The following is a 15,025-nucleotide window of genomic DNA, read 5'->3' as shown; positions in this document are numbered from 1 at the left end:
CGGGCAAGCCCGCTCCCACAGGGGTTTTCAGTGTCTACAAGAACAGTGACTGGCTATCGGGACCACGGCGCCCGCCGCGAATCATTGAGGCCCAACAAATAACTATCGCCACCCAACTGACTCATCTGCTGCCGAATCCACCCGGCCCGGCGCGATACATAACCGGTTGGCCGGCTTGCGCTCCATACCCGCGGATTAGGCAACACCGCCGCCAGATAACTCGCCTGCTGTCGCGACAGCGACTTCGCACTCACGCCAAAGTGATGACGAGCCGCCGCTTCGGCGCCAAACACGCCGTCATCCCATTCGACGCTGTTCAGGTACACCTCGAGAATCCGCTGCTTGGGCCAGAACACCTCGATCAGCGCGGTAAACCAGGCCTCGAGCCCCTTGCGCAGATAACTGCGTCCGGCCCAGAGGAACAGGTTTTTCGACACTTGCTGGCTCAGGGTACTGGCGCCGCGAATCGAACCGCCCAGTTCGTTGTGGGCGAGGGCGGCCTGGATCGCGCGCAGATCAAAGCCCCAGTGCTCGGGGAATTTCTGGTCTTCGCCGGCAATCACCGCCACTTTCAGATCGTCGGAGATCTCGTCCCACGGCTTCCAGGTGCGCTGCAGGTCGATCGGCTCGCCGTCGATCCACGATTCGATCTTGCGCTCGACCATCAGCGCGGTGCCCGGTGGCGGCACGAAGCGAAACAGCAGCACCAACAGAATGCTGCCACCGGCGAACCAGAGCAGAGCCTTCACAAGACGACGGAATATGGAACGCAGCATAGAGATGGCTTGGCCGAACCGGTGGAGCGGGCCATTATACAGACCCTGCCGATTGCGTCTGACTGGAGTTCCCAATGCTGCGTGGCTTTTTGATGCTGGCCGCTTTTTTCGGTTTCACCGGGGTCGCGTTGGGCGCGTTCGCCGCCCACGGCCTGAAAAATCGCCTGACCCCGGAATACCTGACGATTTTCCACACCGGCGTCACCTATCAACTGGTGCACACCCTCGCGCTGTTCGGGGTCGCGCTTCTGGCCACGCAGATTCCGGGGCGGCTGATCACTTGGGCCGGCGTGTCCTTTGCCGTCGGCATTCTGTTGTTCTCCGGCAGCCTGTACGTGTTGACCATGACGGGTATCAGCAAGCTCGGCATCATCACCCCATTCGGCGGCCTCTCGTTTCTGATCGGTTGGGTTTGCCTCGGCCTCGCCGCCTGGCGTTTGCAGCCAACCGCTTGACGCTTGGTACTGACCTTTAGGTCATGATCGGGCTAGAATGCCAGCCCCTAAAAATGATGGCGGCGTTGTGCATGCGCATTCAATTGAACGGCGAACCCCTTGAATTGCCCGACGGCGAGACCGTTGCGGCGCTGATTACCCGCCTGGAACTGACCGGACGCCGGGTAGCAGTCGAACTCAATCTGGATATCGTCCCGCGCAGCCAGCATGCCGACACCACGCTGAACGACGGCGATAACGTCGAAGTAGTACACGCCATCGGCGGCGGCTGATCCAAACACTGTGAAAACTGCTGCGCTCGTAAATACTGCGTTAAAAACAGGCTCGGAATGCTCATTTACAACCAGTAAACTCCGCTTCCTCGCCTGTTTTTGCCTTGTCTTTACTTCGCTCGCGACGTTTTCACAGCGTTTGGTTATTGAAGAATTCTGCAAGACCCTCACTCCTAAAGAGGATTCCTTATGAGCATCGTTCGTAGCGACAAGCCTTTTGTGCTGGCCGGTCGTACCTACCAGTCGCGTTTGCTGGTCGGTACCGGCAAGTACCGTGACATGCAAGAAACCCGTCAGGCCATCGAAGCCTCGGGTGCCGAGATCGTCACCTTCGCCGTGCGCCGTACCAACCTCGGTCAGATCGAAGGCGAGCCGAACCTGCTCGACGTGCTGTCGCCGGAGCGCTACACGTTCCTGCCGAACACCGCCGGTTGCTACGACGCCGTCGAAGCCGTGCGCACCTGCCGCCTGGCCCGTGAGCTGCTCGACGGCCACAACCTGGTGAAGCTGGAAGTGCTGGCTGACCAGAAAACCCTGTTCCCCAACGTGATCGAAACCCTCAAGGCCGCGGAAACGCTGGTCAAGGAAGGCTTCGACGTGATGGTCTACACCAGCGATGACCCGATCATCGCCCGGCAACTGGCGGAAATCGGCTGCATCGCCGTAATGCCGCTGGCCGGCCTGATCGGTTCGGGTCTGGGCATCTGCAATCCGTACAACCTGCAAATCATTCTCGAAGAAGCCAAGATTCCTGTGCTGGTCGATGCCGGGGTCGGCACTGCGTCCGACGCAACCATCGCCATGGAGCTGGGTTGCGATGCGGTGTTGATGAACTCGGCCATTGCCCACGCCCAGCAGCCAGTGATGATGGCGCAAGCCATGCAACACGCCATCGTCGCGGGTCGTCTGGCCTACCTCGCCGGCCGTATGCCGAAAAAACTCTATGCCAGCGCCTCTTCGCCGCTGGATGGTCTGATCAAGTAAGAGCCATTGATGACTGAATCGAACGACACGCCTGTCCAGCCGGACGAAGGCGACGAGCGCCAACACCGCCGCATCAAGAGTTTCGTGATGCGCGCCGGGCGCATGACCGAAGGCCAGCAACGCGGTCTGGACCAAGGCGCGCCGCTGTACGTGCTGCCGTTGGCTGATGCGCCGGTCGATTACGACCAGGTCTTCGGCCGCTCGGCACCGCGCTCGCTGGAAATCGGTTTCGGCATGGGCCACTCGCTGCTGGAAATGGCGGCGGCCGCGCCGGAGCAGGACTTTATTGGCGTTGAAGTGCACCGTCCGGGTGTCGGCGCGCTGCTCAACGGCGTACTGACGCAGGGCCTGACCAACCTGCGGGTCTACGATTGCGACGCGATCGAAGTGCTCAACCGTTGCATCGCCGACAACAGCCTTGACCGTCTGATGCTGTTTTTCCCGGACCCATGGCACAAGAGTCGTCACCACAAGCGTCGTATCGTTCAGGCGTCCTTCGCTGAACTGGTGCGCAGCAAGTTGAAGGTCGGCGGGATTCTGCACATGGCCACCGACTGGGAACCGTACGCCGAGTACATGCTGGAAGTGATGAGCGTCGCCCCGGGCTATCGCAACCTCGCCGAAGACGGCAAATGCGTACCGCGCCCGGCCGAACGCCCGATCACCAAATTCGAACGCCGCGGCGAACGACTTGGTCATGGCGTGTGGGATCTGAAGTTCGAAAAGATCGCCTGAGCCTCACGCAGTCCCCAATGTAGGAGTGAGCCTGCTCGCGATAGCGGTGGATCAGTCAATATTTATGCCGACTGACATACCGCTATCGCGAGCAGGCTCACTCCTACAGTGTTTTTTGGTGTATTGAATTTAGCGGCGGTCGGCGACTACGCCGATCAATACGAGCACCACCAGCAACACTGGCGCCAGGCTGTAGTTGTTGAACTGGCTCAAGCCCTTGACTACCCACGGCGTGGCGTAGATCAGTGCGGCGCCGCTGCCGATCACGCACAGCAAGGCCATCAGCGGTACGCGCAGGGCGCCGGCGATGCTGCCCAGGCGTTGCTCGACCCAACCTTTGAAATCCGCACCGAACAGCACCAGCAGGCAACCGACCAGTGCCAGGGCGATTTCCGAGAGGTTGCTGCGGCTCCAGCGGGAGACGGTGGCGAGCAGGTCGAGTATCAAATCCATGGGTTTATCCTTAGGCCGCCGTTGGGCTCAGCTCAGAAATTGTTGCAGCAAGTCGTTGAGGAACAATTGTCCGCGCTCGGTGGCCGCCAGACGTGACGGTTCGACCTGCATCAGGCCGCTTTGTTCGGCCTCGCGCCGGCCTTCGGCAAGCGTGTCCAGTGACAGGCCGGTGCGCTCGGGGTAGAGGCGTGATTCGACGCCCGCGGTCAGGCGCAACGCGTTCATCAGGAAGTCGAACGGCAGCTCATCGTTGCTCAGGGCTTTCTCGCCGGCCTGGAAGTTTTTCGCCGGGTTGAGATAGTCCTTGGGCAGTCGCGTTTTCCAGGTGCGCACGATGCGCCCGTCCGGGTGGCTGAGCTTGCCGTGCGCACCCGCGCCGATGCCGATGAAGTCGCCGAAGCTCCAGTAATTGAGGTTATGCCGCGCCGGTTTGCCGGGCTGGGCATAGGCCGAGACTTCGTACTGCGCGTAACCGTGCTCGGCCAGCAGCGCTTGCCCGGCCTCTTGAATATCCCACAGCGTGTCGTCTTCCGGCAGCACTGGCGGTTGGTTCCAGAACACCGTGTTCGGCTCCAGCGTCAGCTGATACCAGGAAATGTGCGTCGGCTGCAGTTCGATGGCCTGGCGCAGATCGCTCAAGGCATCGTCCAGCGATTGATCGGGCAGGCCATGCATCAGGTCGAGGTTGAAGTTATCGAACCCGGCCTGGCGCGCCATACCGGCGGCGCGCACCGCTTCGTCGCCATTGTGGATGCGCCCGAGCGCCTTGAGTTTTTCCTGCTGGAAGCTCTGGATGCCGATCGACAACCGGTTGATGCCGAGCTTGCGGTAGGCGACGAATTTCTCTTGTTCGAAAGTACCGGGGTTGGCTTCCAGCGTGATTTCGATGTCGTCGGCAAACGAAATGCGCTGCTCGACGCCCTTCAACAAACGTCCAAGGGCTTCGGCACTGAACAGGCTGGGCGTCCCACCGCCGAAGAAAACCGAGGTCAGCTTACGGCCATACACCGCATGCAGATCCTGATCGAGATCGGCCAGCAGCGCATCGACGTATTCCTGCTCCGGCAGCACGGGGCTCGCGGTGTGCGAGTTGAAGTCGCAATACGGGCATTTGCGCACGCACCACGGAATATGGATGTACAGCGACAGGGGCGGCAGCGTTGGCAGCGGGGCCCGAGGCGAGGAGGCGGCGCCGCCGACAATCAGCGACGACGCAGAAGCGTCACGGCTCATTGCAAACCCAGACGCTGGCGCAGCAGCACCATGGCGCGGGCGCGGTGGCTGATCTGGTTCTTGTCCGCCGGGCTCAGCTCGGCGCTGGACACGTTACGTTCCGGCACCCAGAACAGCGGGTCATAACCAAAACCGTGTTCGCCGCTGGCCGCGGTCAGAATCCGCCCCTGCCAAAGGCCTTCACACAGAATCGGCAACGGATCGTCAGCGTGACGCACCAGCGCCAGCACGCAGACGAACTGCGCGCCGCGCTCGGCTTCCGGCACATTTTTCAAAGCGTCGAGCAGTTTGGCGTTGTTCGCCGCATCGCCCTTGCCATCGGCGTAACGTGCGGAATAAATGCCCGGCGCACCACCGAGGCAATCCACCGCCAGACCGGAATCGTCGGCCAGCGCCGGCAGCCCGGAAATGCGTGCAGCGTTGCGTGCCTTGAGAATCGCGTTTTCGACGAACGACAGGCCGGTCTCTTCCGGCTCGACCTTGCTCCACTCGCCGATCGAGCGCAGTTGCACCGAGTCGCCGAGCATCGCTTGAAGTTCTTTGAGTTTGCCGGCGTTATGGCTGGCCAGTACGAGCTGCTTGATGTTCATCATTCGCCGGGAAAAAGTTCTTGGTTGAAATTGAGGGTGTTGATCTTGTCGCCGTTCTGCACCTTGATTTCAAAGGTACGGGTTTCCTGCTGCGGCACCGGGTATTGGGCGATGTAGTAGATCGCGCCCTGTTCGGTAACCTGGCGGAAATTCAGCGGCACGCTGGCGCTGGTCAGGTCCTTGACCGTGCCGGTGACACTGGCGATCAGCGGTTTGCCGTCCTTGATCACCGAGACGTTGATCACGCCCTGGTGCTTGCTGCGGATCAGCTCGGCAGCCCTGGCGATGTCCGGTTGCAGGAACGTCGAGTTGAAGGTGTTGTAGTGCACCGTGAGGTCGCCGAAGGTTTCCTGGCGCTCGCCTTTGATGACGTCCGCCGCCAGGGCGCTGGCGCTCAGGCAGGCAGTCAATAACAACAACGCTAGACGACTCATGTTCGTGCTCCTCGAATAACCCGGCTCAGACCGCGACCTTGTGGTCGGCCAACAGCGGGCTGCTGACCCGGTAGATACCGATCTCACCTAACAGATTAGGCCATAGCTTACTGGCCCACCCGTGGCGGTGCTGTTGATCCACGGCAAGCCGATCAATGACCTTGGCGTCACGTTCGCGGCACAGTGCTTCAAAGTCTTCAAACGTACAGAAGTGGATGTTCGGCGTGTTGTACCAGGTGTACGGCAGAAACTCGGACACCGGCATGCGGCCCTTGCTCGCCAGGTACCAGCGGCAGCGCCAGTGGCCGAAGTTCGGGAAAGTGATGATGCACTGACGGCCGACGCGCAGCATTTCGTCGAGGATCTTGTCCGGGTAGTGCACGGCTTGCAGGGCCTGGGTCATGACGACGATGTCGAAACTGTTGCTGGCAAAATTGCCCAGTCCCTTGTCCAGATCCTGCTCAATGACGTTGATGCCTTTGGCTACGCACTCGGCAATGTTCTCGGCGTCGTTTTCCAGGCCATAGCCGGTGACTTGCTTGTTGTCGCGTAGCCAGCTCAGCAGCTCGCCATTACCGCAACCCAGGTCGAGGACGCGGCTGCCGGCGGGGATCCATTCCTGGATGATTTCCAGATCAGCTCTCATGGCTTTCTCACAGCGTGATGCGGTTCATGTAATTGCCGAACGCCTGCAAATAACGCGGGATCGGAATCAGAAAGGCGTCGTGGCCCTGCGGTGCGTCGATTTCCAGATAACTGACGTCCTTGCGCGCAGCCATCAGCGCGTCGACCAACTCGCGCGAGCGGGCCGGGGAGAAACGCCAGTCGGTGGTGAACGACATCACGCAGAATTTCGCCGTGGCGTTTTCAAAGGTTTTCGCCAGATCATCGTTGAAGTTCGCCGCCGGATCGAAGTAATCCAGCGCCTTGGTCATCAACAGATAGGTGTTGGCGTCGAAGCGTCCGGAGAACTCTTCGCCCTGGTAGCGCAGGTAGCTTTCGACCTGGAACTCGACACTGTGGAAGTCGTAGTTGAGCTTTTCGCTCTTCAGACCCCGGCCGAATTTTTCGCCCATCGAGTCGTCGGACAGGTAGGTGATGTGCCCGACCATGCGCGCCAGCATCAGCCCGCGCTTGGGGATCACGCCCTGTTCCTGGAACGAACCACCGTGGAACTCCGGGTCGGTGAGAATCGCCTGCCGCGCCACTTCGTTGAATGCAATGTTCTGCGCCGACAGCTTCGGCGCCGAGGCGATGGCCAGGCAGTGACGCACGCGGTCCGGGTAAGTGATGGTCCACTGCAACGCCTGCATGCCGCCGAGGCTGCCGCCGATCACCGCCGCCCACTGGGCGATGCCGAGCAGGTCGGCCAGGCGTGCCTGGCTGTGCACCCAGTCTTCCACGGTGAGCACCGGGAAGTCGGCGCCGAACGGCTTGCCGGTCTCCGGGTTGACGCTGCTCGGGCCGGTGGAGCCGTTGCAGCCGCCGAGGTTGTTCAGGCTGACCACGAAGAACTTGTCGGTGTCGATCGGCTTGCCAGGGCCGATGCAGCTGTCCCACCAGCCGGGCTTGCGGTCGTCGACGCTGTGATAGCCGGCCGCATGATGATGGCCGGACAGGGCGTGGCAGATCAGGACCGCGTTGCTCGCCTGCGCGTTCAGCGTGCCGTAGGTTTCGTAGATCAGGTCATAGGCGGCCAGCGAACGACCACAGGCCAGCGCCAGCGGTTCGCTGAAGTGCGCGGTTTGCGGCGTGACCAGACCAACAGAATCGGGGGGAAAGGCAGTTGGCATCGACCCTGCTCTCGTTGAAATGAGGCGTAAGTCTAAAGACCGGGGTCGGTAGCGGCAAGCGGCCCTCACCCTAACCCTCCCGAAGCGTCGGACCGCCCGGAGGGAGAGGGGACTGACCGCGGTGATCTTCAGAGTGACGCTGGCCCGAGATATTGGGTCGACTCAGGTCTTGAAAACAACCCGATCGGCTCCCTCTCCCTCGGGAGAGGGCTGGGGTGAGGGGCGCAGGCGACGCCTACATCAAGACGTACACCCATCCCCCGACCTCACATCAGCAAACGCAGAATCTCCGGCATCATCGTCATCGCCGCCAGATTGTTGATCACCAGCATGTCGATCAGCTTCAGCGCAAGGAAGGCGAAGATCGGCGACAGGTCCAGACCGCCCAGGTTCGGCAGGAAACGGCGGAACGGTGCCAGCGCCGGCTCGCAGATCTGGTTGACCAGTTCAGCGCCCGGATTGTGACTGCCCGGTGCTACCCACGAGAGGATCACGCTGATGATCAGGGCGAAGAAGAAAATCTTCAGGAACAGCGCGGTGACGCCGATCAGCGACCAGATCAACAATTGCAGCGGGTTGCCAGTGGTGCCGTAGGTCAGCAGCAGGGTCAGTGCCATCAGCAGCAGCTGCACCAGGATCGCCAGCACCAGCGACGACATGTCGAGGCCGAACAGGCTCGGGATGATCCGGCGCAGCGGTTTGAGCAGCGGCTGGGTGGCTTTGACAATGAACTGGCACAGCGGATTGTAGAAATTCGCTCGTACCAGTTGCAGGACAAAGCGCAGCAGCACGATCAGCAGGTACAGGCTGCCGAGGGTTTGCAGCACGTAAACCGCTGCGGTGTTCAATCCGATCATGTAAGGCTCCTTTATTTGCCCAGTTGTTCGGCCATTTCGGCCGAGCGGTGCGCGGCGGCGCCGAGTGCGGTTTCAACCAGCGCTTCGAAGCCGCCAGCCTGGAATGATTTGATTGCAGCTTCCGTGGTGCCGTTGGGCGAGGTCACGCGGCGGCGCAGTTCGGCTGCATCGACTTCGCTGGAAACTGCCATGTGCGCGGCGCCCAAGGCGGTCTGCACGGTCAGTTGCTCAGCGATTTCTTTTGGCAGGCCAAGTTTGACGCCAGCGGCGGTCATGGCCTCGATCAGCAGGAAAAAATACGCTGGGCCGGAGCCGGACACCGCGGTCACTGCATCCAGTTGCTGTTCTTCCTCCAGCCACAAGGCGATGCCGACGGCAGACAGCAGTTCTTCGGCTTGCTGACGCTGCTCGGCGGTCACTTCACTGGTCGCGTACAAACCGCTGACGCCCTGACGCAGCAGCGCCGGGGTGTTGGGCATGCAGCGCACGATCGGCTGTTCGCCGAGCCAGGCGGTCATGCTTGCGCAGGTGATACCCGCGGCAATCGACACCACCAGTTGATCGGATTTCAGGCTCGGGCGAATTGCCTCACAGACGGCTTTCATCGCCTGTGGCTTGACCGCCAGCACGATGACATCGACGCCGTCGATCGCCTGAGCGTTGTCGGCAAAGGTTTCGATGCCGTGTTCGGCGCTGACCTTGGCGCGGGTTTCTTCGCCCGGATCGCTGGCGCGGATCTGCGCCGCTTCCAGACCTTTGGCGCGCAGGCCGCCGATCAAGCTGGCCGCCATGTTGCCCGCACCGATAAACGCAATACGTGTGTTGCTCATGTGTGGTCCTTATCTGGAAACGTTCAAGACTGGGAATAATCTCGGGCGCCAAACAGCGCGGTACCGATCCGCACCCAGGTGGCGCCTTGCGCAATGGCCGACTCGAGGTCGTGGCTCATGCCCATCGAAAGTGTGTCGAACGGCAGGTCGATGCTCGCCTGCAAACGCTGCACGGCAGCAAAAGCGGCATCCTGCTCGGCGCGATCATCGGTTGGCTCGGGAATCGCCATCAGTCCGCGCAGTTTCAGCCGCGGCAGTGCGCTGATGGCCGCGGCCAGCGCTGGCAGGTCGGCCGGGGTGCAGCCCGATTTGCTTGCTTCGCCGCTGACATTGACCTGGATGCAGATATTCAGCGGCGGCAACTCGGCCGGGCGTTGTTCGGACAAGCGTTGAGCAATTTTCAGGCGATCCACGGAGTGCACCCAGTCGAAATGCTCGGCGATGGCGCGAGTCTTGTTCGATTGAATGGGGCCGATGAAGTGCCAGATCAAGGGCAGGTCGGCCAGTTCCAGCTGTTTGCCGAGGGCTTCCTGCAGGTAGTTCTCGCCGAAGTCACGCAGGCCAGCGGCATACGCTTCGCGCAGGGCTTCGGCGGGTTTGGTCTTGCTCACGGCCAATAGCTGGACGCTGTTTTCGGCACGCCCGGCAGCAGCCGTCGCGGCCTGAATGCGTGAACTAACGAGGGCGATGTTGTCTGCTATCGTGGACATCAAGAGGCGCCGGCGGTCTGTAGGTTCGCGGCATTCTACTGGAATTGAGGGACGCTATGGATATCACTGAACTGCTGGCCTTCAGCGCCAAACAGGGCGCTTCCGACCTGCACCTGTCGGCCGGGTTGCCGCCGATGATCCGCGTTGACGGCGATGTGCGGCGGATCAATCTGCCGGCGCTGGATCACAAGCAGGTGCACGAGCTGATCTACGACATCATGAACGACACCCAGCGGGTCGACTTCGAGAAACATCTGGAAACCGACTTTTCCTTCGAAGTCCCCGGTGTGGCGCGGTTCCGGGTCAATGCGTTCAACCAGAACCGTGGCGCCGGCGCGGTGTTCCGTACCATTCCTTCAAAGGTGCTGAGCATGGAAGACCTCGCCATGGGCGACGTCTTCCGCAAGATCACCGACGCACCGCGCGGGTTGGTGCTGGTCACCGGGCCGACCGGCTCGGGCAAATCGACCACGCTGGCCGCGATGATCGATTACCTCAACACCCACCGTCACCATCACATCCTGACCATTGAAGACCCGATTGAATTCGTCCACGAATCGCGCAAATGCCTGATCAATCAGCGCGAAGTGCATCGTGATACCCGCAGCTTCGCTACCGCGTTGCGTTCAGCGTTACGTGAAGACCCGGACGTGATTCTGGTTGGCGAGATGCGCGATCTGGAAACCATTCGCCTGGCGCTGACCGCTGCCGAGACCGGGCATCTGGTGTTCGGCACATTGCACACGACCTCAGCGGCGAAGACCATCGACCGCGTGGTCGATGTGTTTCCCGGCGACGAGAAGTCGATGGTCCGTTCGATGCTCTCGGAATCACTGCTGGCGGTGGTCTCGCAGACGCTGATCAAGAAGATCGGCGGCGGACGAGTGGCGGCGCATGAAATCATGCTAGGCACTGCGGCGATTCGTAACCTGATCCGCGAAGATAAGGTCGCGCAGATGTATTCAGCGATTCAGACCGGTGGGTCGTTGGGCATGCAGACACTCGATATGTGCCTGAAGGAGTTGGTGACCAAGGGCTTGATCAGTCGCGAGAGTGCACGGGAGAAAGCGCGCACCCCCGATAATTTCTGAAGAGCTGAGGCGCGCCTGCCGGCGCTATCGTGAGCAGGCTCACTCCTGCATTGACGGTATGCCAACTGAAGGGACGCGATCAATGTAGGAGTGAGCCTGCTCGCGATGAGGCCGGCACGGGCGATGCAAGTGTCAGATCAGCGCTGAACTACGCGCAACTGGCCTTGTTCTTTCGGCAATACCCGCTTGGCGACGACGTAATGCTTCTGCCAATACGGCTTGTTCAGCGTGTCGATGCTCACCGCTTTACCGCGGCGCGGGGCGTGGATGAAGCGGTCGTTGCCCAGGTAGATGGCCACGTGGTTGACCCGACGGCTCTTGATATTGAAGAAAATCAGATCGCCCGGTTTCAGATCCTTGCGCTCGACTTTCTCGCCGTGACCGCTGGCCATGGCGTTGGAGGTGCGTGGCAGGTCGAAAGTGGCGTCGTTGAACGCGTATTTCACCAGGCCGCTGCAATCGAAACCTTTACTTGGGCTGCTGCCGCCCCAACGATAGGGTGTACCGAGGACGTTTACCGCACGGCTGAGCACATTGCTGCTTTCTTTGCTCGCCATTGGTGGCACCAGCTTGCTGTGGCTCTTGCTGCTCAGCGTGGTGGTTTTGCTCTTGCTGCTTTTGCTCGAAGGAGCCGAAGCATGGGATTTAGGGGTGAAGCCGTTGACGTTGGGAAGACGTTGCTCACGATTGGTGGCGTGGGCGGCCAGTGGCATTAACAGGCAGATGGTTAGCCATGTCTTGAAAAATGGTCGCATTAGGCGTGGCTCTTGAGTGATAGCGCGCAACTTTATAACAGCTTTTTTTGCCGCTCCGAGGCCGTTCATCGATTCATTCGGCTGGCTACGGAACCAAAAACGCTCAAAAAGTACGCAATTGTCCGACAGAAGTCAGGTTCTACAAGGGGTTCGCGCTAGCAACGGTAACATTTGCCATACGTCGGCAGCCTGTAAAAAAGTCACAATGAAATGAAGAATATTTATCTATCGAGTGCAATGAGGTCTTAATGAACAGCTATCAGCTACCCCGCGTGAAGAAAAAAGACACTCACAGCAAAGTCATCGGCTACCTGTTGTGGATCTTTGGTTTCACCGGTGCCCACCGCTTTTATTACGGCAAGCCGGTCACCGGGACGATCTGGTTTTTTACCTTTGGTTTGCTGGGGATTGGCTGGCTCATCGACGTGTTTCTGATCCCGGCGATGGATCGTGAAGCAGATCTGCGCTTCGCGGCCGGGCCGATCGAATACAACGTGGCGTGGATTCTGCTGACATTCCTCGGTGCGCTCGGCGTGCACCGGATGTACCAGGGCAAGTGGATCAGCGGCCTGGTGTACCTGCTGACCGGCGGGTTGTTCTTTCTGGGTGTGCTGTATGACTTCTGGACGTTGAATGATCAGGTGTCGGTGCGTAACGCGCAGAATCGCGGCGCTTTTCAATAAGTCATCGCCAGCAGGCTGGCTCCCACAGGGGATTTGTGGCGTTCACAGATCCAGTGTGGGAGCCAGCCTGCTGGCGATTGGAGCAACGCGGTATCAAGCCTGGTGACTGATCCGCCCATCCACCAACGTATAGCGCACCACACCCGGCAGACTGTGGCCAATGAACGGGCAGTTCTCGCCCTTCGACAGCCAGCGTTCACCGGCGACCGTCGATGCCTGTGGATCGAACAGGACGATATCCGCCGCGCCGCCGACCGCCAGCTTGCCCGCCGGCAAGCGCAGCGCCTCGGCCGGGCCTGCGCTCAGTCGCGCGAGCAAGGTCGGCAGATCGAGCAAGCCATCCGCAACCAGGGTCATCGCCAGCGGCAGCAGCAGTTCGACGCTGCTGATGCCCGGCTCGGTCGCGCCGAACGGCGCCAGTTTGGCGTCGCGCTCGTGGGGCTGGTGATGGCTGGAAATCGCCGAGACCACGCCGGATTTCACCGCCTCGCGCAGGCCATCGCGGTCAGCGCGGGTGCGCAGCGGTGGCTGTACGTGATAGAGGCTGCTGAAGTCGATCAGCGCTTCGTCGGTCAGAATCAACTGATACAGCGCCACATCCGCCGTCACCTTCAAACCACGGGCCTGAGCCTGGGCGATCAGGGCGACGCCGCGGGCGCTGGTCAGTTGGCTGAAGTGCGCACGCACGCCGGTCTGCTCGACCAGCAGCAGGTCGCGGGCGAGGGCCACGGTTTCTGCGGTTTCCGGAATCCCTGGCAGGCCGAGGAAACTCGCCACTGCGCCTTCGTGAGCCAGGCCGCCATCGGCGAGATCGTGGTCCTGTGAGTTGAAAATCACCGTCAGGTCGAAAGTCGCCGCGTATTCCAGCGCCCGGCACAGGGTGCGGGTGTTGCGAAAGCTCTCCAGACCGTTGCCGAAGGCCACACAACCGGCGTCACGCAAGGCCACCAGTTCGGCCAGTTGCTCGCCGTCCAGGCCCTTGCTCAGCGCACCGATCGGGAACACCTTGGTGTTGCCCGCTTCGCGGGCGCGGTCGAGAATCAGCTCGGCCACTGCCGACGTGTCGAGCACCGGTTTGGTCTGCGGCGGGCAGCACAGGCTGGTCACGCCACCGGCCGCGGCGGCGCGGGTTTCGCTGACGATCGAGCCCTTGCGGCTGTAGCCCGGCTCGCGCAGGGCGACGTTCAGGTCGACCAGCCCAGGCGCGGCAACCAGACCGCTGGCATCGATGGTTTCGACGGCTGTGAAACCGGCGGGCGCCGCGCCGAGGGCGACGATCTTGCAGGCTTCAACGTGAATGTCGGTGACTTGATCCAGCCCGCTGGCAGGATCGATGACGCGTGCGCCGAGGATGCTGAGCTTCACTGGGCGTTCTCCTGCTCGAATTGACGTTGCGCGGTCTGCCCGCTCATGGCCATGGACAGCACGGCCATGCGGATGGCGATGCCGTAAGTGACCTGATTGAGAATCACCGAGTGCGGGCCGTCGGCCACGGCAGACTCGATTTCCACGCCACGGTTGATCGGCCCCGGGTGCATGACGATGCAATCGGGTTTGGCTCCGGCCAGGCGCGCAGTGGTCAGGCCGAACAGGCGGTAGAACTCGCCTTCGCTCGGCAACAGGCCGCCGGTCATGCGCTCGCGCTGCAGGCGCAGCATGATCACCACGTCGACGTCTTTCAGGCCTTCGGTCATGTCGGTGTAGACCTTGACGCCGTACTGCTCGATGCCGATCGGCAGCAGGGTTTTCGGCGCGATTACGCGAATGTCCGGGCAACCGAGGGTTTTCAGCGCGAGCATGTTCGAGCGCGCCACCCGCGAATGCAGGATGTCGCCGACGATCGCCACCGAAAGGTTTTCAAAACCGCCCTTGTGCCGTCGGATGGTGAGCATGTCGAGCATGCCTTGCGTCGGGTGGGCGTGGCGGCCGTCGCCGCCGTTGATGATCGCCACCTGCGGGCAGACATGTTCGGCGATGAAGTGCGCCGCGCCGGAATCACCGTGGCGCACGACGAACATGTCGGCGGCCATGGCTTCGAGGTTGCGCAGGGTGTCGAGCAGGGTTTCGCCTTTACTGGCCGACGAGGTCGAGACGTTCAGGGTGATCACGTCTGCCGACAGCCGCTGGGCCGCCAGTTCGAAGGTGGTGCGGGTGCGCGTGGAGTTTTCGAAGAACACGTTGCACACGGTCTTGCCGCGCAGCAACGGGACTTTCTTCACCGCCCGGGCGCCGACTTCGAGGAACGAGTCGGCGGTGTCGAGGATTTCCGTCAGCAACTCGCGGCGCAGGCCGTCGAGCGAGAGGAAGTGGCGCAGCTGGCCCTGATCATTGAGCTGCAGCGGGCGCTTGGTATCTAGAGGCGTCATCGCGAAGG

General features: G+C 61.3%; 19 protein-coding genes. 6 read left to right on the top strand and 13 right to left on the bottom strand.

Annotated features, from left to right (window positions below; translation table 11 throughout):
- Positions 1–53: 53 nt before the first annotated feature.
- Positions 54–776, bottom strand: coding sequence for a monofunctional biosynthetic peptidoglycan transglycosylase (gene mtgA, locus ACYYKW_RS02590; RefSeq protein ID WP_093097442.1), 723 nt, complete (start codon positions 774–776; stop codon positions 54–56).
- A gap of 74 nt (positions 777–850) precedes the next feature.
- Between mtgA and ACYYKW_RS02585 the strand changes: the two genes are divergently transcribed.
- From ACYYKW_RS02585 to trmB, 4 genes are all read left to right on the top strand, one after another.
- The gene (locus tag ACYYKW_RS02585) at positions 851–1,231 is read left to right on the top strand and encodes a DUF423 domain-containing protein (RefSeq protein WP_093097444.1); all 381 of its coding nucleotides are present in this window, start codon (positions 851–853) and stop codon (positions 1,229–1,231) included.
- A gap of 71 nt (positions 1,232–1,302) precedes the next feature.
- Positions 1,303–1,503, top strand: a complete 201-nt coding sequence (thiS, locus tag ACYYKW_RS02580; RefSeq protein WP_172833235.1) for a sulfur carrier protein ThiS — start codon at positions 1,303–1,305, stop codon at positions 1,501–1,503.
- Positions 1,504–1,692: 189 nt separating this feature from the next.
- Positions 1,693–2,487, top strand: coding sequence for a thiazole synthase (locus tag ACYYKW_RS02575; protein WP_090287163.1), 795 nt, complete (start codon positions 1,693–1,695; stop codon positions 2,485–2,487).
- Positions 2,488–2,496: 9 nt separating this feature from the next.
- Positions 2,497–3,222 (top strand): tRNA (guanosine(46)-N7)-methyltransferase TrmB, encoded by a 726-nt coding sequence (gene trmB, locus ACYYKW_RS02570; RefSeq protein WP_093097446.1) that lies wholly within the window; start codon positions 2,497–2,499, stop codon positions 3,220–3,222.
- Between the two features lie 129 nt (positions 3,223–3,351).
- Here the strand turns inward: trmB and ACYYKW_RS02565 are convergent, their stop codons facing one another.
- The 9 genes from ACYYKW_RS02565 to ACYYKW_RS02525 form a co-directional block, all read right to left on the bottom strand.
- The gene (locus ACYYKW_RS02565) at positions 3,352–3,675 is read right to left on the bottom strand and encodes a DUF3392 domain-containing protein (protein ID WP_003229134.1); all 324 of its coding nucleotides are present in this window, start codon (positions 3,673–3,675) and stop codon (positions 3,352–3,354) included.
- A gap of 27 nt (positions 3,676–3,702) precedes the next feature.
- A complete protein-coding gene (gene hemW, locus ACYYKW_RS02560) occupies positions 3,703–4,908 on the bottom strand; it encodes a radical SAM family heme chaperone HemW (protein WP_464989335.1) in 1,206 nt (401 codons plus the stop codon).
- Positions 4,905–5,501 carry an RdgB/HAM1 family non-canonical purine NTP pyrophosphatase gene (gene rdgB, locus ACYYKW_RS02555; RefSeq protein WP_464989334.1) on the bottom strand — a complete coding sequence of 199 codons (597 nt, stop codon included), beginning with the start codon at positions 5,499–5,501 and terminating at the stop codon, positions 4,905–4,907. The genes hemW and rdgB overlap by 4 nt, the downstream gene beginning before the upstream one ends.
- A complete protein-coding gene (locus tag ACYYKW_RS02550; protein ID WP_464989333.1) occupies positions 5,498–5,932 on the bottom strand; it encodes a DUF4426 domain-containing protein in 435 nt (144 codons plus the stop codon). The genes rdgB and ACYYKW_RS02550 overlap by 4 nt, the downstream gene beginning before the upstream one ends.
- A 25-nt stretch (positions 5,933–5,957) precedes the next feature.
- A complete protein-coding gene (gene metW / locus ACYYKW_RS02545) occupies positions 5,958–6,578 on the bottom strand; it encodes a methionine biosynthesis protein MetW (protein WP_090287153.1) in 621 nt (206 codons plus the stop codon).
- 7 nt (positions 6,579–6,585) lie between these two features.
- A complete protein-coding gene (metX, locus tag ACYYKW_RS02540; RefSeq protein WP_464989332.1) occupies positions 6,586–7,725 on the bottom strand; it encodes a homoserine O-succinyltransferase MetX in 1,140 nt (379 codons plus the stop codon).
- A 266-nt stretch (positions 7,726–7,991) separates the two neighbouring features.
- Entirely contained in the window at positions 7,992–8,582 is a 591-nt protein-coding gene (locus tag ACYYKW_RS02535; RefSeq protein WP_090287149.1) for a YggT family protein, read from the bottom strand.
- Positions 8,583–8,593: 11 nt separating this feature from the next.
- Positions 8,594–9,412, bottom strand: a complete 819-nt coding sequence (gene proC / locus ACYYKW_RS02530; protein WP_093097457.1) for a pyrroline-5-carboxylate reductase — start codon at positions 9,410–9,412, stop codon at positions 8,594–8,596.
- Between the two features lie 23 nt (positions 9,413–9,435).
- The gene (locus tag ACYYKW_RS02525) at positions 9,436–10,122 is read right to left on the bottom strand and encodes a YggS family pyridoxal phosphate-dependent enzyme (protein WP_464989331.1); all 687 of its coding nucleotides are present in this window, start codon (positions 10,120–10,122) and stop codon (positions 9,436–9,438) included.
- 56 nt (positions 10,123–10,178) lie between these two features.
- On the opposite strand from ACYYKW_RS02525, the gene ACYYKW_RS02520 reads away from it, so the two are divergent.
- Positions 10,179–11,213 (top strand): type IV pilus twitching motility protein PilT, encoded by a 1,035-nt coding sequence (locus ACYYKW_RS02520; RefSeq protein ID WP_090287143.1) that lies wholly within the window; start codon positions 10,179–10,181, stop codon positions 11,211–11,213.
- Positions 11,214–11,350: 137 nt separating this feature from the next.
- Here ACYYKW_RS02520 and ACYYKW_RS02515 read toward each other — a convergent pair whose 3' ends face one another.
- Positions 11,351–11,968, bottom strand: coding sequence for a C40 family peptidase (locus tag ACYYKW_RS02515; RefSeq protein ID WP_090287140.1), 618 nt, complete (start codon positions 11,966–11,968; stop codon positions 11,351–11,353).
- Between the two features lie 248 nt (positions 11,969–12,216).
- Between ACYYKW_RS02515 and ACYYKW_RS02510 the strand changes: the two genes are divergently transcribed.
- The gene (locus tag ACYYKW_RS02510) at positions 12,217–12,651 is read left to right on the top strand and encodes an NINE protein (protein WP_464989330.1); all 435 of its coding nucleotides are present in this window, start codon (positions 12,217–12,219) and stop codon (positions 12,649–12,651) included.
- A 93-nt stretch (positions 12,652–12,744) separates the two neighbouring features.
- Here ACYYKW_RS02510 and ACYYKW_RS02505 read toward each other — a convergent pair whose 3' ends face one another.
- Together ACYYKW_RS02505 and ACYYKW_RS02500 are read right to left on the bottom strand one after the other, a co-directional pair.
- Positions 12,745–14,016: a dihydroorotase gene (locus tag ACYYKW_RS02505; protein WP_336356896.1), complete on the bottom strand. Its 1,272-nt coding sequence runs from the start codon at positions 14,014–14,016 to the stop codon at positions 12,745–12,747.
- Positions 14,013–15,017, bottom strand: a complete 1,005-nt coding sequence (locus ACYYKW_RS02500) for an aspartate carbamoyltransferase catalytic subunit (RefSeq protein ID WP_007913665.1) — start codon at positions 15,015–15,017, stop codon at positions 14,013–14,015. The genes ACYYKW_RS02505 and ACYYKW_RS02500 overlap by 4 nt, the downstream gene beginning before the upstream one ends.
- Positions 15,018–15,025: the final 8 nt, after the last annotated feature.

This window comes from Pseudomonas sp. 15C (assembly GCF_055484735.1).
The sequence above is the reverse complement of the archived record's forward strand: the minus strand, read 5'-3'. Positions and strand labels throughout refer to the sequence as shown.